Origin of the sequence: Paenibacillus sp. FSL R5-0470 (assembly GCF_037975205.1) — a bacterium.
Classification (GTDB): domain Bacteria; phylum Bacillota; class Bacilli; order Paenibacillales; family Paenibacillaceae; genus Paenibacillus_AQ.
This window is the reverse complement of sequence record NZ_CP150238.1, coordinates 3,219,053-3,238,431: the sequence shown is the minus strand read 5'-3', so window position 1 is coordinate 3,238,431 and position 19,379 is coordinate 3,219,053. Positions and strand designations below refer to the sequence as shown.

Here is a 19,379-nt window from a genome sequence, read left to right as displayed (position 1 = left end):
TTTCAACTCCGATCATTAATTTGTATCCATGTTATCATGCCGATTTGTTTTTTTCAACTTTCCGATCCTTAACTCATTAAGAAATTCATTAATTAGGCGTTCGCTAATTCATCTGCAGAGGGTCCGTAAAGGCCCGGCACTGGTATATTTAGAAGTCGGAAATATACCCCAAGCTGTGCCCGGTGGTGAATCATGTGATTCAAGCCGATGGTACGAAGCGCGACTGCCCGTGTCTGACGGCGGATAACCGCTGTGCCATTACGCAGTGTCCACTCCGCACCAAGCGTCTCCACATTGCTTTCAGAAATTAATTCTTCAATCTTGCGAGCGCTCATATCGAACTCTTGCAGAACCGCGGCGGGGCTCTCCAGCGCTTCTCGTCGATATGGCACAGACGCCAAATCAAACTCCGAGTGAAGAAGAATGGCTGATTGCCAGTTTAGCAGATTGACGAGATGTGTGGATAACCCACCGAGACTCATTGACTTTTCGTGTGGTTTCCATGTCATATGCTCCTGCGTCAGCTTCTCCAGCATACGACGCGTACCAGCTAACTCCTGCAAAACATCCCCGATGATCAGATCTTTATCCATTCCTCTATCTCCTCTCAAAAATGAAGTACCAACTAAAATTTATCATAGAGAATCACCCGTGAGTTTTTCGACGATACCCTTCTTCAAGGAACACTCCCTATAAAAGCTCGATTCTTGATATCCATCAGATTATACCATTTCCAGGAGGTGGAAAATCACTATAATTAAACTTTACCTTAGAACCTTCTTATTCTTACAGATACATAAAAAACCTCCCATAAATTAAATGGCAGGTCCGATATGGAATTTTCAGAGGAAGTAGTGACTTCGCTGTCTCTGATGCTTAGATGCTCTCTACTAATTGCATGGTCGTTACACATGTATTATCACTCTTAAAAGTGGAAAGTGCGGCTTTCGCTTTTACACCATCCTGTTCAATCGTTACATTATATTTCTTATCGCGAGGTAACCAAAGATCAATGAATCCGTTAGATTGGGACTTCATAGTTTGATCCACAATCACATTGCCCGCAGTGTCCTCGACATATACATTAAACGTTTGTTCTGTTAATTCCCCTTGGCATCCAGTCAAGCTATGTGTTGCACACGGGTGTGTATTCTTAACATATGGTGCGATGGAAACAAAAAACTCATCTTTGGGTAAGTCATATTTGGTTGATTGACTGTTGCTGTCGGTCACAATAAGCTGCTCTGAAGTGATGGAAGCAGAGAGGTCTTTCATGCTGCTTGAACTATATTCCTGCACTAATTGTTTAACGTTAGATGTATCGGTTGCTGCGGGTGATTTTTTATCATTTCCCCCCACAAATAAAACTGCCCCTAAAGCAACAACAACTACTGCACCAGAAGCCATCCAAATTTTTGTCCTCATTGATATTCATCCCCTTCTCTTCGATTCAATCATTTTCATTACACCAATAGTTCACATATGTTTCCTATTATATCATTATTATTACTTCACGAAACCTTTATCAATGATGTTAAAGATGCACAAAAAAAGGCCCCTTCTGGTTATTCACCGAGAAGAAGCCTTGAATCTTGCTATATTATTTAAGCTTGCAGACTATTTACAAGATCACTGATAACATCCGCTAACGGAGTGACTGGACGATTCAGTACTTTCTCTAGATCGTCACTTTCAATATCCAGCCATCCTTCGCGAATACCACGTTGAATCGCAACAACGAATGGCAGAGCAGCTTCTGGTACACCAACCTCAGCCATGATTTTCGCATAAGTTTCGTCGTCAACTTGCAGCACTTTAATTTCTTTACCTATTACGCCACTTATAATTCCAGTCAATTCTTCTTGTGTTAAAGGCTTGCCAGACAATTCATAGACAGAATTCTCATGTCCTTCCCCAGCTAGAACATTAGCAGCAGCTTCTGCATAATCTCCTCGTGCTGCCCAGCCAACTTTACCACTACCAGCAGAAGTTACCCATGGGGCACCTGCTACGGCGCCTTGGATAGATCCGCCCTCGTTCTCCATGTACCAGTTGTTGCGAAGGAAACTGTAAGGAATTCCGGTAGCTCGAATGGCTTCCTCGGTTACACGGTGTACTTCAGCAAGGAACAGCTCACTCTTCTCAGCATGTCCTACGCTTGTATAGGCAATGAATCCAACACCAGCTTTAGCGGCTGCATCAATAGCTGCCTTATGTTGGCGAATGCGAGTCTCGTTATCTCCATCTGAAGATACAATTAGCAGTCGATCCACACCGGCAAACGCAGCATCCAATGTTTCCGGCTTATCAAAGTCACCATGACGGACTTCCACACCACGCGCTTTAAGATTACTTGCTTTATCTGGATTCCGGACACTAACTACAAGGTCCCCTGCGGGTACAGTTTTAAGTAGAGACTCTATCACTAATGATCCGAATTGACCTGTTGCTCCTGTTATAGCTATTTTCATTTTAAAATCCTCCTCAAATTATGATAAATTTTATCCTCTTAATAATTGTTTACCTGTAACCATTGTAGTTACATTCAAAAAAGATGTCAACTCCTTTATTTTTATAGCCTTTACTCAACATAATAAATACAAACAACCCTCGCGGTATCCGGTTGGAATACAGAGAGGGCTCGAATGAAGATATCAGCTCCATATTAACTTAATAACCGTTCCCTTACCTATGTGACTTTCTACAGTAATCTGGCCACCCATACATTCGATCAGCCCTTTAGAAATCGCCATACCGAGCCCAGAACCGTTGGAGGTAGACGCTGTATCCGTTCCTCGATAATATCGTTCAAATAGCCGAATCATTGTTTCTTCATCCATTCCATCGCCATCATCAGCAAATTGAATGATAAAACCGGTCTCCTTTTCTTTATAAATAAGCGAAACGGTCAACGTCGTATCCGGTGGGTTGTGGAGCAGCGCATTCGCAGTTAAATTGTTGACAACCCTCTCTAGCCATGGCGTATACAATTGAGCTCTTACTTCGGTTTGTGCAGGCAGAAATACTATTCGCTGCTTCCCGTAGGCAGGATTGGCAGCAGCTTGTTCGAGAGCTTGTTGCAGCCAAGTGTTCAATTCAACTTCCATCGTCTCAGGTGGTTTAATTCCTGACTTTAGACGATAGGTCATTGCAAGATCACTGATCAGCATGTCCATATGGGCCGATTTATCTAGCATAGTCGTTGTAAACTTACGGACTTCCTCTTTCGACCAATCGTATTTTGGTTCGGCCAGTAAATGAGCATATCCTGTGATTGAGGATAATGGGGTTTTCAAATCATGAGTAACACCAGCGATCCATTCTTCGCGTAAGCTCTCCGTCTCCTCCCGCATGACTTGATCTCTCTTCAAGGTTGCCGATAATTTCTCAATTGAAACCATCACATCAGCAAAAACACGGTACCTTCTCCTCCATTTTAAAGCGGGTGTTCGACTGCGACGAAGTCCTTTACGATCCGTTGGCTCTGTATAAATGGCATTTCCGATGGAATCGAGCCACACGAGCATATGCAGCATAGGTGCACCGAAACGATGAGCTTGCCATAAAGAGAGCAACACAAACGCGATCAATAAAGCGATAAGCATGGCAAATGAACCGATGATCACGACCTTTACTTCCTCTGGTATCCACACTTTTTTACTTGGATCTGTCCCTTTGATATTGGGTTCTCCCACGATCCAAGTACGACCTGAGTCCTTATCAAAAGAAGAAAGAACATGGTACCCATATCGTTCACTGTACAGGGTGCGAAGTGCAAGCTCTTGAACGGAGTACTGAGTGGGTATCATATTAGGTCTATTATAAGAAACCACTTCATTGCCTGATGAATCTATAAGTTGAACAAAAGCTTGGGCCGATTTAATTTCTTTTTCAAGTTCATCAGGAAGTACTGGCTGCCCTTTCGCAGCAGCGAATGTCCCCTCACTCACTTTCTTTAATAGTGGACCTAATACATTAGGCGCACCATACACCAGTGCGAGCTGTTTACCATCCTTTTCTTGAATCCATAGTGCCAGATTATAAGGAAACGACTGAGTGCCCGTCCAATAAGCAACTACTTCGCCAGGGCCATATTGAATGGGTACATCTTTAGGTGTATTATAGGCACTCTCAACTTGCCCATCTTCATTTAGACTTTGTAGCCAGCCTTTATTTTTCTTCACTTGCTCCAGTAAACTCGGAGAAAAATGTATGCCATCCTCATCAATCTTAGAAGATTCCACCAATTGTTCAAGACCCACATTGGCAAAATCACGCGAGAGACTAATATCAAGAAACCGCAGCAAAATCCAAGTAAATGTTATGGCAGAAATAGCGAGTACTACCATGCCCGTAATTGCGAGCTGAAGAACAAACTTTAACGTTAACCGGCGCTTAATATTCATGGCGCAGACAACTCTTGACGTTCTACTTTAACCAGTTTGTACCCAAGACCTCTAACATTAACAATAAACTTCGGATCGGATGGGTCTGCTTCTATACGCTCTCTTATACGGTGAATATGCACCATGACCGTATTATCATCACTTAAGGCTTCTTCACCCCAAACCTTTTCATATAATTCACTTTTGCTGAATATTTGATTGGGATGTTTACATAAGAACAGCAGCAATTGGAATACAAGTGCCGGACAAGAGACCGACTCACCCTCAACCAGCAGCTCCCCTGCCGTCTCATCCAGTTTAAATCTCCCGTAATCGTAAACGTTCGCAGATTTGCTGTGAACTGTCGCTGTGATCTTATCAGTATCTGATGGAGCAGGTGAACTTAAGTACCGCCGCAACTGCGCTCTTATTCGAGCGACAACTTCAAGTGGATTAAAGGGTTTAGTGATATAATCATCTCCACCTATAGCAAATCCGGTCAGCTTATCAAAATCAGAGGTTCGAGCCGTAAGAAACAGGATAGGTGCGTCCGTCGTCTGCCGGATAAAAGGACAGATTTCAATTCCACTGCGCCCTGGCAACATCACATCCAATACAATCAAATCATATTTTTTGGCTTCGCAGGCGCTTATCGCTTCTTCACCCGTTACCGCAGTATCAATATTTAAATAACCTTCCTTGAGTAATACAGTCTCCATAATCTCCAAAAGCGATTGTTCATCATCTACAAGTAAAATCGATGCTTCATTCATTGTGAAATTCCCTTTCCAAATAGCCCTTGTTTTTATCATCATAGCATGATTCTTGACGCTATCAATCGCACTAACCTTAACAGAAGCTTAATTCGTATTCGTCTACTACACCAAAAGTTAAGATCGTATTAATACTGTGTTTCAGAAGAGCTAAGACTCATTTGCTATAATTTGACTAATGGGAGGCGATATTCTTGAAAAAAAGCTCTAAAAAAATAATCAGCATACCGGGAATGTCAGCAAAAACAGTTTTGGCAATAGGATCACTTGCCTTACTATTAACAGCTTGTGGAGGAGGAAAAACGGATATGAAAAATAATACGAAAGTGGAGCAAACATCCAATTCAGCTGTAGAATCAAACGAAACAATGTTCCTGCCTGATGATCTGCCAAATTTTCTGCTTAAAGGGAACTATAAAGAAATGTACGCCCACTTTAGTCAGCCTTTGAAAGATGAGGTTAGTGAAACTGAATTAGCTGAGACCGCTAAGGAATTCACTAAGGATATCCAGACACTGAATAAAGCTTCTGATATGCAGCTTAATGGATTTGATCGACGTACTTGGGTGAGTGATGCAGGTAATAAAGGGCTTATCGGAATGTTTGATCCGGATGGAACCATTTCATTAATCCAGATTCAAGAACTGCCATCCTCCCCTGAAACCGACTCGAAACTTAGCAAGCAGGAATACGCGTTGCCTTTCGAAGGTGACTGGTTTGTATTTTGGGGCGGAGAGAATATTCTCGTAAATTATCATTATGAAGTAGAGATCCAGCGATACGCTTATGATTTCATTCAGGCCAAGGAGAACTATTCTTATAAAGGGGATCCGCTAAAAAACAAAAGTTATTATGCCTTTGGGGAAAAAATCTTCGCCCCTGCAGATGGTACAATCGTATCGGTTATGAATGATATTAAAGATAATGAACCTGTCGGTGTTATGAATCCAAACCAGGCAACCGGCAATAACGTGGTCATCGATCACGGTGGTGAATTCAGCCATCTAGCACATCTCAAAAAAGGTTCGATTACAGTTAAGCCAGGCGATAAAGTCAAAAAAGGTGATATCATTGGGCTGACGGGTAACTCGGGCAACTCTAGTGAGCCCCATTTACATTTCCAGATCTCTGACGGAGTGGATTTATTCAACTCTCGTTCTATCCCTGTTAGGTGGGGGAACGGATTGAAGCTGATCCAAGGCGAGACGATCACCGCTGCTGAATAACGATCATTCTGGGTGGGTAAGGTTGTCTCCCTTATGAGATAGACGGACGAGACAACCTAGCCTGCGCTGAAATACATATAATTAGGGCCTTCTACAAATATTAATAGACATGTAGTGACTAAATTTCGGTCTCTTTCTCTGAAGAAAGGAAGCGTTGAACCAGATGACTTTACTCCTAGGGTCACATGTATCCATGACTGGACCAAAAATGCTCCTTCGAGCTAGTGAAGAGGCAGCATCTTATGGAGCGACCACCTTCCTAATATATACCGGAGCTCCTCATAATACACGTCGCAAACCCATTGAAGCTTTGAATGTTGAAGCTGGACAAGCTCACATGAGAGCTAACGGCATTTCAAATATTGTTGTGCATGCTCCGTTTATTGTTAACTTAGGGAATACGCAATCGAATCAAGTCTTTGAACATAGTATTGAGTTTCTTCAATCAGAAATTATAAGAACGGAAGCTTTAGGCTCAACACAAATTGTCCTTCATCCCGGGTCCCATGTTGGTGCGGGTCCACAGGCCGGAATTTCTCGGATCGTAGAAGGTTTAAACGAAGTGTTAGCCAATAAACGAAATGTTCAGGTTTCATTAGAGACCATGGCTGGAAAAGGTAGTGAATGCGGAACTACATTTGAGGAACTTGCGGCTATTATTGATGGAGTGACGCACAATGAGCGCCTGTCTATTTGTCTGGACACTTGCCATATCCACGATGCTGGTTATAATGTGAAGGAAGATTTTGATGGCATATTGGATCAATTTGATCGCATAATTGGAATAGAGCGCCTAAAGGTCATTCACGTAAATGATTCAAAGAATATCATCGGCTCGCGAAAAGACAGGCACGAAAATATCGGACATGGATATATCGGCCTTCAGGCGCTTCGATATGTAGTCCACCATCCACAGCTAACAACCATTCCCAAGCTCCTGGAGACCCCCTCCATCGGTGAAAAGAAATATGTCAACCCGCCCTATAAGCATGAGATTTCATTGTTACGAGGAGAAACGGATGAGCCGATAAAACAAGCATAAACGCCTTCGGCGTCCTTATAAGGACGGTAAGCGTTTATGCTATAAACTATAATCAATTTATCCTTTTGCAGGATCATTCGTAACAGGTGCGGTTTCGTTCATTTGAAGTTTCTTTAGCGAGTTTTTCTTTGCGGTTAATTCTTTTGACAGATCAGCTTGCATACGATTTAAGGTTTTTATCTCATCATTCAGCTTTTTGATTCGCGACATTTTACTGCTCAAATCTGTGTGAGACTTGCTAAATTTCATATCCTGTTCTAATTGGTTAATTTTGAATTTAGATTTTTCTTTTTTGTTCTGTGTGCTCTTGATTTTGTTTTCGAGCTCGGTAATTTCTTGTTGTAATTTAGTGATCATTGGTTTAGTAAAATTAATTGCCATTCTTACACCTCATATCATATTGTGTTGCTGAGAGATTATTCTACTATAAAAAGAGCAAAAAAGCACACTCATTAGAGTATGCTTCAAAGGTTCACATATTTTAAAAATAATCAGAGAAATAAGGATGCTCTGGTCTAATCAGTCCTTCCAGCAAATGAATCGTGGCATCATCCGTCTGAATACGTCCGATGCGAGCCAGGTAGGTTGGCCGCTTATAGCCCATTAACATGGTTGTTAATGTAGGAATATCAATCGTAAGTGAAGGATTTAATCCCCCTTCTCGCAGGGTCCCCTTCCCTTCTTTATCTACAGTTAGTGAAAATGTCCCTCGATTCCATTCCAGCATCGGATCGCTTAAGTTAAAAATGAGCTCACAGTCTTTGTCCTGCCGTTTAAAAGGATACTGTTCGATAAATAAACGGACATCTACAATCCGTGCCATAAAGTATGGAGCGATCGTTTCCTTGATATCCCCATCATCTAATATGAATGACAACGGTTCTCCTTTATAAATATCCCCTTTAACCAGCTTAATCATTGAAAAGTGCGCACTAATAAAATTCCACAAGCCCGTTCGAGCCTCTTCAACAATGTATACCATCTCTTTGATATAAAATATTTCTTCGGCGACCCAATACAACAAGTACCCCATGGGTTCATCGTTGTTATTGTAATAAATACCTACCGTCATATCATCTAAATCCCACCGCAAATATTCTTCCCAAGCTAACTCATTACGAATCATCGCCCCATGATGCTGCACGGCAAACTGATCATAAATCACTTTGATATCTGGATGTTCAATGGATACACGTTCCACATTTCCTGGGACATTTCTCATTTTTGGCAACTGTGTATCCGGCACTTCAAATGAGATTTTATCAGTGATGATTTCCCAGCCTTTTCTTCTATAATAAGGGATTGAATACGGATAAAGATAAGATATCGATTGTTTACGATCCCGCATTTTAGTTAAAGCATGAAGCATCAGTTTATTCATTAAACCTAAATTGGCATATTCGGGATAGGTTCCAACACCCGTTAATCCACCCATCTCATAGATATGCCCAAAAATATTAACCTGAAATGGGTATACGGCTAACTGAGAGATGAGCTTGTCTCCATCAAACCAACCTACAACATCAGCATACTTAAGAACTGGCAACTTAGCCTGAGTGATTTCACGATTCTCCCAGCCAAAGATTTGCAGATCACGATTGGTCACTTGAAATACATAACGTAATAGATTATTAAATTGTTCTGCGTGCTTAGTCTCGACATTAGCTAATTTGATTCTATCCTGTAACTTACTGCGACTCACTGTTATTACCTCCGATAAATTGACCACTTTTTAAGCTTAGATCACTAGCTTGATCACATTGACTCAACGCATAGTATTCTTTATATACGTTGAATCAATGCATTAGGTGTCCATTATCTTGAGATTTCTTAATCTTTACCCAATGAGTTCCTTTGTAATCTAGGGATCAACGCGTAAGCAAACGTGATGAATGGACTTAACCATAAGAAAGTTGCATAAGGCGCATATTCTATCACGGGCACACCCAGAGTCACTGCGAAGAAGGCACCACTGACACCCCATGGAATTAATGGATTAACGAGAGTGCCGCAATCTTCTAGTGTACGGGACAGTGTCTTTGCTGGAATGCCACGGCGATTATATTCATCTTTGAACATTTGACCTGGCAAAAGAATCGAAAGATACTGTTCACCCGTCATGCCATTTACCGCAATGGATGACGCTCCGCTCATCAGTACAATGCTGCTTTTACGCTTGAGCGGTTGAATGAGTTTACGGAAAAAGGCCTCAATGACACCGCAATGCTGAATCAAACCACCTAAGGATAAGGCAATTAAGATTAGAGATACAGACCACATCATCGATTGCATTCCTCCGCGGTTGACGATAGAAGCAACCATTTCATTCGCGATATTACTGTTATATCCACTCTGCATTACACTAAACCAGACATCGATTTCGGTCTGCTGCTGAATCAAAGCCGTCACAAGAAGACCACTGACAATACCAACAACTAACGTAGGCAGGATCGGTATCCGCTTGATCGAACAAGCGATGACAGCTAGCGGAGATAGCAGCGTTAACCAATGAATATGGAATCCATCTTGTAACGCAAGCTTAATGTCTTTAATCGAGGATAAGTCGATCGAATTCCCTTTTGGTGCGAACAGAAAAAAGAGAGTGGTGATAACAAGCGCCGGCACCGTAGTGTATGCCATGTTACGAATGTGTGTAAACAAGGATATCCCAGCCACTGCAGGTGCAAAATTCGTTGTATCGGAAAGTGGCGACATTTTATCACCAAAACAAGCCCCACTGATAATTGCTCCAGCAGCCAAAGTTGGGGAAATCCCCGTAGTTACTGCAATTCCCATTAAAGCAACGCCGATGGTGCTAACTGTCGTGAAGGAGCTTCCAGTGAACATCGAGACGATGATCGTGACATATAATGCGCTCACCGCAAAATAATTCGGATTAATATAATCCATACCAAAGTATAAAAGCGACGGCACTGTACCGCTCATCATCCACACAGCGATTAGAATTCCAATCAGCATGAGGATAAGAATTGGCATTATGGCCGTTTGTATCCCTTGAATAATTGCTGATTCGATCTTCTTCCAAGAGAAACCAAACATTCCTAGTAAGACAGCCGTGCCTATTGTAGTTACGAGAAGCGGTAGATGCGGCTCCGCTTTCAATAAAAAGATAGATACAAATAGAAGTGCTAAAATAAAAACGATGATGATCATGCTTTTTGAGAAACTAAGCTGTCGTTCCATGAAAATAATGCTCCTTAACATTGTATTGGGTATAAAAATAATGATCGAACGCTTCCGCACTTTTAAGCTTTTTTGCTTTTTGGCATTGAAGCGCAGAGGTAATCTTAACGAAAAGACTGAGAACAGTCAATGTAAAGAACATACATTGAAGGAATTTCCATAAAAAGTTCATATGTATAGGCGAGAAATAAAAAAAGTGCTGGCAATTATGCCAACACATTTGACTTGGTTCTTAACCCAGCTCACTACAATTTTAATTGTCAATGTTTTTAGTTGTTCTCGGTTCCGATGAAACGTAATTTAACGGGTAAGACTGACTCCCTAACAACATCCTATGACCCTGAAATTCATCATATAAATTTATACGGAAGCTTCCTCCCCTTAATTTATTGTAAAGGTTACTATTAAATGAAGTTGTGTATGACTTATTTTTGCCCATTGGCAAATCAGTCCCCATTACCAAAGTCTTCTCCATAGATTGTCCGTAAGGGTCAATAAGCTCTAAGACTAACTTATGCTCATAGGCACCTGCTTCAAAATCCTCTTGTACGGATAAGCTATAATTTACAGCTATATCTAATGTGTCCCTTTCTTCAGTAATGTAACCCACTGCATTTGCAACCGAAAGGTTGTAAGGGAATAGATCAACACTTATTAGATTATTCTGTGAGATTACTGCTTTAGGGGTAAGTGCTAATTTAACACTATTGATAAATCCAGTTGATGTCCCCCCTAGATCTGTAAGCTTACCGTCAGCAACCCCTTCTCCAATATATAGCACAAGCTGAGAGGTATCCACACCTTGGGGAAGCTTACTCCAGATGGTAACCAATTTTTTACCATTTGGGCTAGTTGGCGTTGTCGATTGGCTAACCATCGCGTTGAAAAATTGGTTATCAGGTGTTTTGTAATAAGCTACCAGCTGTGCCTGTTTCGACTGGCGTGGTTCTTCGCTAATCATTTCCAGTTCCGTATAGATCAAATTAGATTTGTTAGAATTATATGTGGTTGTCCGACGCTCACGGACTTCTGCTTTTTTGCCTAACGAATTCATATGATGAGATTCACCTGCAGCAATCGTATGGATCACATTATTTAGCGAGTTTGAATACATGGAGAGAAACTTCGTGACTTCATCTCCAGAGGTATCTTGTAGTACAATTTTCAGCTGATTGAAGCTATAAGAATATGGCACTTTCGCTATCACAAATATCTCTTTTGCTTCATTAGGAGCTAGTGACGTTTGCGAATTTGTGGTCACGATCTGGGCTGTACTGCTCAGATCACTCATTCCTGCTTTGACTATAGCTTTTAAAGAAGGTAGCTGTACTGAGGTTAAGCCTGTGTTCCGGATGCTGATATTAGTTACGATTTGATCACCATCATCCCAAGGCAACCGCTGATAGGATCCAAGCTTCACCATGAACTTCCCGTACCTGTTCTCGACCATATACTCTTGTCCCATCAGATTATTATATTCTAGAGCATACGGAATGTTATACAACGCAGTTGGAAAAACAACCATGTCATCAACAGCGGGTTCCGTCCACTCCAGCTTTAACGTACCTTGATTAAGTGTTAATGGCACATCCGCACTGAGACTGACGATCTTTTCTTCAAGTGGTTTCAATATTACATTCGCAAGTGCTTTTGAATCTACCGGAATACTTAATCCTTCAGCAGCTTTAACCGTAAGCTCATATGCAGGTAGCGTGACAGGTTTATTCCCAAGATTCTTTAGGCGGAATTGAAGATTCCATTTCGCAAAGTCATTTTCCGAATATACGGAAGCACTCTTCAATTGTGTTTCAACCGTGTTATTCTTGATAGAAATCTTTTTCACAGCATAATTAGCCACAGCGAAGTCAGGAGTTGTTACTGAAGGAAGCTTAAAAGATTTAACAGGTAGCATTATTTTCAAAGCTTCATCTTCTTGTGCAAATTGCAAGATCATATGTTCAGTCTTCATATAGGAAGGAACTTCAGTTAAATAATAAATCGTCTTCTTTTCTTGGGACTGTACATCGAAACTGCTGCTAGCATCCTCCTGCTTAAGTTCGAACACCGAACCACCAGCTGATCTCAGGTACGTAGTATAAGTAGAATTGCTTAGCACTTTTTTACCCAAATTCGTGTAACTAACGCCAACTCTCATATAGACTTTTCCATTCCTTTTAAGCCTTTGCATACTTTCCGCTTTGATATCAACTTGCAGATTATCCAGCGTGAGCTTCTTGCTCTGGCCTTGAGGAACGACAACTGAGTAACTTGCCGGAATGGCGAATTCGCCTAGCTTTTTCTGATAATCCTGGCTACTGAAATCCCACTTCAATAGGGTCACTTTGGTGCCGTTTAATTTTGTAGACTCTCCAATATTCACGTAGTAAGTTACAATTTGACTACTCATTGAAGGAATATTTTTTTTAGTAACATCTCTCGTGACAGGTTTACCTTGTATGACTGTCCCCCCAGTTGTAGTAACCCTTGAGAAATAATCTACGTGAGCTACACTATTGGTACTACTATTGCTATAACTAAGTGTGTATATAAGTATATTACCGCTCGGTTGCTCTAAAATATCCATATCTATTAGCTTCACGTTGACATTGTTTTTTAAAGCGATCGACCCAAGTTTGTCAAGAGTGAATACCGCTGCAGTTGAAGCACTTGTCGGTGCTGCGTAAATGCTGTTTGCAAGAGGTTGGCTTAACATCATTGCACTGAGCAGAACTACAGCGTATGTCTTTAGTGGTTTGTGCATGAGTCTCCCTCCTTATACAAAATCCTGTTCAATACATCTATTCGTTTAGAACGGTTGCTACTCGATTCTGGATCAGCTTTGCAACATCTTCCGCAGATTTTTGTCCACTGAAGAATGATGAGGACTCCTCTCCAATAATAGAAAGCACTTTAGTATCCAGTTCCGCATATTGATCTACCGTATGAATGATTTCTTTAAACTTAGTAAATTCTTCATCAGAAACCTTAGCCGCTTTTCCGGTTGGAAGCTTATATGCTCCACTTTTCACCTTTTCCTGAACATCGTTTAAATTCTTATCGTTCACTGATTGGAGCAGAGAGAATCCTTCTCTATCTTGCAAGGACTGTGCTTCTTCAGATAGCAAGAAGGTCATAAACTTATAAGCTTCTTCTTTCACCGGAGTATTGGCTTGTATGGCGAGCGATGATGAAGGAATGATTCTCATACCACCAGTCTGACCTGCATGTGGCTTTTGAAGGTACACCGGATTTTCAAAGTAAGAATATGGACCATCGATAAAGTCTGTTGGTGACCATATAACGATGGAGTTAAAAAGCTGATTACCTATCTCCGCTGGCTCCGAAGTCATAACTTGTTCTTTATACATTTTCTTGACTTGTTCCAACAGCTCCACAAAATCAGGCGAGTCGAACTTAGCTTGTTTCGCTTCACTATCAACAAACAAATTATAATTATCAATAGCCATTTCTTGGAGTGTCATTTCCGCTGGGTACTCCGTTAGGGCATAAAGTTTGTTTTTAGCGTCCTTCCCAGTCAGTTGTATAATTTCCTTCGATTGCTCCCCAAACTCTTTCCAAGTCCAATTCTTATCGTCAATCTTCACATTTGAGTTCTTAATCATATTTCCATCACCTATGAACGCTCTAAAAGCGAACCCGGTAGGAATAAAGTATAGACCGTCGTTCACCTTCATTGCGTCCAAAACATTCATTTCTAAATCGCTCTTATTTACCGTTTTATCTTGTTCAAATATATCATTCATGTTCACAAGCAACTTTTTACTCACATAATCATCGATTGAAAAGGCGCTTACATCAAAAATATCTGCACCTTTTCCGGAGAGTAGGGCTGTATTCGTTGTTTTTTTATATTCTAAATAACCATTCTCCCCCCACTCATTTCCCACTTCTTTATATGCCTTAATTTGTAGGTCGATATCCGGGTATTTCGCTTCAAACTTTTTCTCTAGCGCCTGATAGAATGCACTCGATTCTGCTAGAGATAGAGTCAAGATTGTCTTCCCCTCTTCAGTTGTCGTTTTCCCCTTACTTTCCACTTTCTCATTACCTCCGGAATTACATGCCGTTGTCATTATCAAAGCACCCATTAATAGTACAAAAATAGACCTTTTGATCATTTGATTTCCTCCTCCTATTTTCTCGTTTATATGATTTCTTATTGCAGTCGAACTCGGTTCCCGTCTTCAAGAGGTTCATTACTTTCCAGAATAATTGAATCCTCCTCATAGAGAATATCCGATTGAATCATCGTTTCTTTCTCGTTCTTTTCACTAGAGTGAATACGGACTTTTTGAGCGACAAAAACATTGCCTAATGCCCCCCGCTGCTCGTCAACTTTATAGACAAACAAACCTTCGCGATCCTCATGAATAGCTTCATTGGATAGGAGTAATCCTTCTTGGAGTGAATGTTTTTCGATTTTGATCCGAGCCTGTTCACCTCCTTTAAGTTCTGGATCAACGACTTTTATTCTCAGATTCTTTTGAGGAATGGTTTGAGTCTTCCCGGACTCATTACTAGAGGGGCTATCAGTACGTGACTCTGAATTCGCAACTTCTTCAATGGAGCCGTTTATGGTCCGGGCTTCTTGTCCATGATTCATATCAACCTCAACCTCTATCTTTTCTCCAGCAGAAATCCCTAAATTGGACAAATGCACGGAATCCAATATAATATCCAATCTGTAACCCCGACTACTGTTGGATACAATTACATCCGCTTCTCCCATTGAAGCTAACCCTTCGACGGCATTTAGTTTTGAAATCAGACCATCGAAAGGAGAAAACAGTTGTTTTTCACTTGTTAGACGATTTTTCATCCCGCTAATCTTATTTTCCTGAGCTAAGATATCTAACTTCCCTTTTTCGATATCACGTCTTGCATTTCTGATTTTGAATTCATCCTCCTCCAGCGCGGATTGGATGTACTGATCTTGCCTATTCTGTTGATCAATTTTCTGCTTTTCTAAATTTGTTATTTCATCTTTCAATTCTTGCTCAGCCGTTTTGCTCTCATAGATAATAAGCTTTTGTCCCTTTTTTACACGTTGTCCTTCTTTCACTAGAATTTGTTCGACCTTTAGTCCGGAAGTATTCGAAAGTTTAACTTCAGCAAGTGGCTGCAATATCCCACTACCTTCAATCGTAAATAAAAGATTTCCCTTTGTTGGTTTTTCGGTTCTAACTTTCGGCAAGGTCAAAGTTTGTATCGTGTTACTGAACAATGTAAAAAACAACAATAATCCCATAAAAACCATGAAGACGACTTGAATATTTCGTTTACGTCTACGATCAGTCGGCTCTATACCTAACTCCATATCCCGTCATTCTCCTCCAATCAACCTTTGATACCAGACAATTGAACGCCTTCAATAAAATACGATTCCGCATACAGAAATAGCATCACCATCGGAGCCATATAAAGTATGGATGCAGCAAAAGCAATTCCTCTCTCGCCTTCATTGATCCTCGATAAAAAGACTGACAATGGCTGCTTAAACGGATCATCTAGAAAAATAAGCGGCTGCTCCACCATATTCCAATAATCAACGAACAATAATATGACGAGTGCTGCCAGACCAGGTTTAATCATCGGAATAATAATCTTGTAGAAAATCAGAAAATGTCCAGCACCATCCATTTTGCTTGCTTCGATATACGCATACGGTATATCTAGCATGAACTGTCTGAGCATGAACACACCAAAAGCTGCGAAAATTCCAGGCAATATAATTGCATATGAACTATTTAATATTCCTAGCTTATCCGCCATAATATAGTTCGGTACTAGCGTCACTTGGAAAGGCATAAGCATTGTTAGGACATAAATAAGAAACAAAGGATCTCGTCCCCGGAATTTCAGCTTCGAGAAAGCATAGGCAGCGAGTGCTGCTACCAATGTTTGTCCTGCAATGATGGGTACAACCATGAATACTGAGTTCCAGAACATCGTCAGATATTTAGGGTTGTCTAGGAGAACATTAGTATACTGGTCCAAGGACACTTGATCCGGCAGCAATTTTAAATTCACAAAAGGATCTTCTCTCCCTTCAATCACCTCATTCATCTGCCCGATAGGTCCATAATTGATCTCAATTTCTTTCTCTGTCATAAGCGAATTTGTGAATGTGATCACAATCGGGAATAATAACAAGACTGCAATAACAGCCATGACGAGTGTTAATGCCCCTTTTCGCAAGACTTTGACAACTGGCACAACCTTTTCACCCCTATTCCATGAATTGTCTATGCCTCCGTTCAAATGCAAACAATCCCAACACAATCAATAAAATACAACCAAACATCAAGGTCGCCGCGGCAGTCAGCTTCTGAACATCGAGCGACATGAACATATTGTTCATATAATGCTGCAGCATGTAAATGCTGTCTTGCGGATAATCACCAGCGATTAAATACGTTTCTCGAAACACTTTGAATGAATTAATAATCGACATGATGATTACAAAAAACATCGAAGAGGTTAGATAGACAAGCGTAATACTGCGAAACTGCCGTAATCGTCCAGCACCTTCAATTTGAGCTGTTTCATAATAATCCTTTGGAATTTGCTGCAATCCCGCCAAGAATAAAATCACGTTATAACCAATGTTCTTCCATAAATAAACAACAATGATTACATTTCTAGCTGCATCCGTCTTCATCCAATCCACACGATCGATACCGAAGTTGTTCAGCCAGGCGTTAAGCGAGCCATTCCAATCGAAGAGCATCTGCCAGATCAGAATGATGGAGGCGACAGGTACGACAAGCGGCAACACGTATCCAGTCCTCAGCCAATTCCGAAAATATGTATTTTTATTCAATAACATCGCTAATCCTAACGAGAGTACAAGCATTAGTGGAACACTTATCACACTAAAATAAAATGTATTAGATGCTGCTTTACGGAAAGAATCGCTATCTAGCAGCTCTCGGTAATTATCAAACCCTACAAAGTGGCCCTCTATCGTGCTATCCATAAAAGAATAGAATACTCCCATAACAAACGGTATAAGGTAAAACATCGCGAATCCGATACCGCTTGGTGCCAGGAACATTATTGCCGCTGAGACATCCTTTCGGAGCCATTTCTTCATAATTGGGTTTATCATTCTTTCAGTAACCTCCTTCATGTACTTAGAATAAGTAAAACTTTTTAAAAAGAAGTATGGTATATATTAAGTATTTCTTAAATTTCAAAAAATGAATTCTCTGAGAACACAAAAAAACCGTTGATGAAATATCAACGGTTAATCGAGTACAACTCCACAGCCTGCGTCTCCATAATTGGATTTGTATATTTCTCTAACGTTATCGTTAATGGCTGAGGATAGTTCTTCGCTTCCGCGCCAAAATTATATCCAAACTCGTTCACGGCTGACCCATCCTTAGAAGTCGTATAGCTGCTGAAGCTACTTGTGGAAGGTGCTCTATTATATACCTTCCCTTTTGCGTCAGTAAAAGTCTCAGCAAGTCTAGTAGAGCCTTCTAAATATTGAGCATTCTCAATATTACGAATTAGGAGGATTTCTCCTTCCTCTACGTTATTCTCTTGCTTTGGCGTGACTAACTCAAGTCCAGTTCCGGGCGCTTCAATAAGCTGATATTTGTTAAGATCCACGACAATTTTCATTTGATCTTTTTCGACTGCCGAAATTCCGAATGCTTTCAACGTCACAGAATCCGGCTGCTGGCTGCCCTTACTATTCTTGAACACTAACGTGAACTTGGAGTTGTCCGTATAGACTTCAGAATTGTCAAAATTGATGATATCGGGGTAATACAACTTCTCAACTGTGTCCCCTTTTTTACTAATCAGTACTGGATTAATTAATTGAAAAATCTGTTTATCATTATTCTGATTATATTCCAGATCCACATAGGTGCTAAGCGGAGTATACTGCACTTGATTCACTCTAATCTTTTGCCCGTCCACTCTCAGTGTTCCGTCTGTATCCAGCATACGTTCCTGTGCTTTAAGCATGTCAGGATCAAGCTCGAAAGCAACATCTAGACTAGTCCGATACTTATTACTACTGGATAGGAGAGCCTTATCTGAAGTTTCTGTAAGAATTATATTATAGTTGACTTTCTTTGGATATTTAACCGTTGGTGAAAGATTAGTGGAGTATATAAAATCCATAGACTGTCCGGGTTGAATTCGGCTCTCACTAGCGAGCATACTTAATGATGCACCTTTGTGAAGAGGCGACTCCTGTATCCCTTCAAATTGAAGCTCAAAATCTGCGTGTATAACTACTTCGTCCGTATTGTTCTGAACACTGTATAAAACATAAACCTTCCGCCCATCTGTAACGGCACCTGTCACATCTATCCGGTAACCCTTGTTTTCCGCACTTTGACCGACCGGCACAACGAGATTCTGCTCAAGAGCACTGGCTAGCGCAGGCTCTAACCTTGAGAACGAGCGATAAGCTTTGAAATTATCCGTGTTTTTAGTGCTTGCCGATTGTACTGAAGGTTGTGCCACTCCCTTATTCGGTAATCCGATTGTTGAGTAAGTAAACAGTAACGCAACCGCTGCAGCTGCAACCACGCCCATACCTGTAGTATAGATGCGTCGTTTTTCTCGCTTCTTCCCTTCCACAATTCCCTTTTTCATAGCGTTGTAGATTTTCATCTCCTGTATTGCTTCGACATTTTGTTGCATTTCATCGATGTTCTTATGTAGAATACGTTCTTCTTTTTCTGTCATCCCGTTCACCTCC

The 19,379-nt window shown here is 40.9% G+C and carries 16 protein-coding genes; 2 read left to right on the top strand and 14 right to left on the bottom strand.

What is annotated here, in order from left to right; translation table 11 throughout:
* Positions 1 to 92: 92 nt before the first annotated feature.
* From MKY99_RS14315 to MKY99_RS14295, 5 genes are all read right to left on the bottom strand, one after another.
* Positions 93 to 593, bottom strand: coding sequence for a DinB family protein (locus MKY99_RS14315; RefSeq protein WP_076285748.1), 501 nt, complete (start codon positions 591 to 593; stop codon positions 93 to 95).
* 283 nt (positions 594 to 876) lie between these two features.
* Positions 877 to 1,425, bottom strand: coding sequence for a CueP family metal-binding protein (locus MKY99_RS14310; RefSeq protein WP_339271226.1), 549 nt, complete (start codon positions 1,423 to 1,425; stop codon positions 877 to 879).
* A gap of 179 nt (positions 1,426 to 1,604) precedes the next feature.
* Positions 1,605 to 2,471, bottom strand: a complete 867-nt coding sequence (locus tag MKY99_RS14305; protein WP_339271224.1) for an SDR family oxidoreductase — start codon at positions 2,469 to 2,471, stop codon at positions 1,605 to 1,607.
* A gap of 183 nt (positions 2,472 to 2,654) precedes the next feature.
* Entirely contained in the window at positions 2,655 to 4,406 is a 1,752-nt protein-coding gene (locus MKY99_RS14300) for a HAMP domain-containing sensor histidine kinase (protein ID WP_339271222.1), read from the bottom strand.
* Positions 4,403 to 5,158: a response regulator transcription factor gene (locus MKY99_RS14295; RefSeq protein ID WP_339271221.1), complete on the bottom strand. Its 756-nt coding sequence runs from the start codon at positions 5,156 to 5,158 to the stop codon at positions 4,403 to 4,405. Before MKY99_RS14295 ends, MKY99_RS14300 begins: the two co-directional genes overlap by 4 nt.
* Before the next feature lie 308 nt (positions 5,159 to 5,466).
* Here MKY99_RS14295 and MKY99_RS14290 point away from each other — a divergent pair, with 308 nt between their 5' ends.
* Complete coding sequence (locus MKY99_RS14290; protein ID WP_339271219.1) at positions 5,467 to 6,384, top strand: M23 family metallopeptidase; 918 nt, start codon at positions 5,467 to 5,469, stop codon at positions 6,382 to 6,384.
* 163 nt (positions 6,385 to 6,547) lie between these two features.
* Positions 6,548 to 7,426: a deoxyribonuclease IV gene (locus tag MKY99_RS14285; RefSeq protein WP_339271217.1), complete on the top strand. Its 879-nt coding sequence runs from the start codon at positions 6,548 to 6,550 to the stop codon at positions 7,424 to 7,426.
* Between the two features lie 57 nt (positions 7,427 to 7,483).
* On the opposite strand, the gene MKY99_RS14280 is transcribed toward MKY99_RS14285, so the two are convergent.
* The 9 genes from MKY99_RS14280 to MKY99_RS14240 all read right to left on the bottom strand — a co-directional run bounded on the left by MKY99_RS14280 (position 7,484) and on the right by MKY99_RS14240 (position 19,366).
* Positions 7,484 to 7,807: a hypothetical protein gene (locus MKY99_RS14280; protein WP_076299024.1), complete on the bottom strand. Its 324-nt coding sequence runs from the start codon at positions 7,805 to 7,807 to the stop codon at positions 7,484 to 7,486.
* Positions 7,808 to 7,907: 100 nt separating this feature from the next.
* Positions 7,908 to 9,128, bottom strand: a complete 1,221-nt coding sequence (locus tag MKY99_RS14275; RefSeq protein ID WP_339271215.1) for a GNAT family N-acetyltransferase — start codon at positions 9,126 to 9,128, stop codon at positions 7,908 to 7,910.
* A gap of 128 nt (positions 9,129 to 9,256) precedes the next feature.
* Positions 9,257 to 10,630, bottom strand: coding sequence for a Na+/H+ antiporter NhaC (nhaC, locus tag MKY99_RS14270; protein WP_339271213.1), 1,374 nt, complete (start codon positions 10,628 to 10,630; stop codon positions 9,257 to 9,259).
* 253 nt (positions 10,631 to 10,883) lie between these two features.
* Positions 10,884 to 13,391 (bottom strand): hypothetical protein, encoded by a 2,508-nt coding sequence (locus MKY99_RS14265; RefSeq protein WP_339271210.1) that lies wholly within the window; start codon positions 13,389 to 13,391, stop codon positions 10,884 to 10,886.
* 37 nt (positions 13,392 to 13,428) lie between these two features.
* Positions 13,429 to 14,769 carry an ABC transporter substrate-binding protein gene (locus MKY99_RS14260; protein WP_339271208.1) on the bottom strand — a complete coding sequence of 447 codons (1,341 nt, stop codon included), beginning with the start codon at positions 14,767 to 14,769 and terminating at the stop codon, positions 13,429 to 13,431.
* 38 nt (positions 14,770 to 14,807) lie between these two features.
* The gene (locus tag MKY99_RS14255) at positions 14,808 to 15,968 is read right to left on the bottom strand and encodes a biotin/lipoyl-binding protein (protein WP_339271206.1); all 1,161 of its coding nucleotides are present in this window, start codon (positions 15,966 to 15,968) and stop codon (positions 14,808 to 14,810) included.
* 20 nt (positions 15,969 to 15,988) lie between these two features.
* Positions 15,989 to 16,867, bottom strand: a complete 879-nt coding sequence (locus MKY99_RS14250) for a carbohydrate ABC transporter permease (RefSeq protein ID WP_339271204.1) — start codon at positions 16,865 to 16,867, stop codon at positions 15,989 to 15,991.
* Positions 16,868 to 16,880: 13 nt separating this feature from the next.
* Entirely contained in the window at positions 16,881 to 17,747 is an 867-nt protein-coding gene (locus MKY99_RS14245; RefSeq protein ID WP_339271645.1) for a sugar ABC transporter permease, read from the bottom strand.
* A 146-nt stretch (positions 17,748 to 17,893) separates the two neighbouring features.
* Positions 17,894 to 19,366 carry a DUF4179 domain-containing protein gene (locus tag MKY99_RS14240; RefSeq protein WP_339271202.1) on the bottom strand — a complete coding sequence of 491 codons (1,473 nt, stop codon included), beginning with the start codon at positions 19,364 to 19,366 and terminating at the stop codon, positions 17,894 to 17,896.
* Positions 19,367 to 19,379 lie beyond the last annotated feature (13 nt).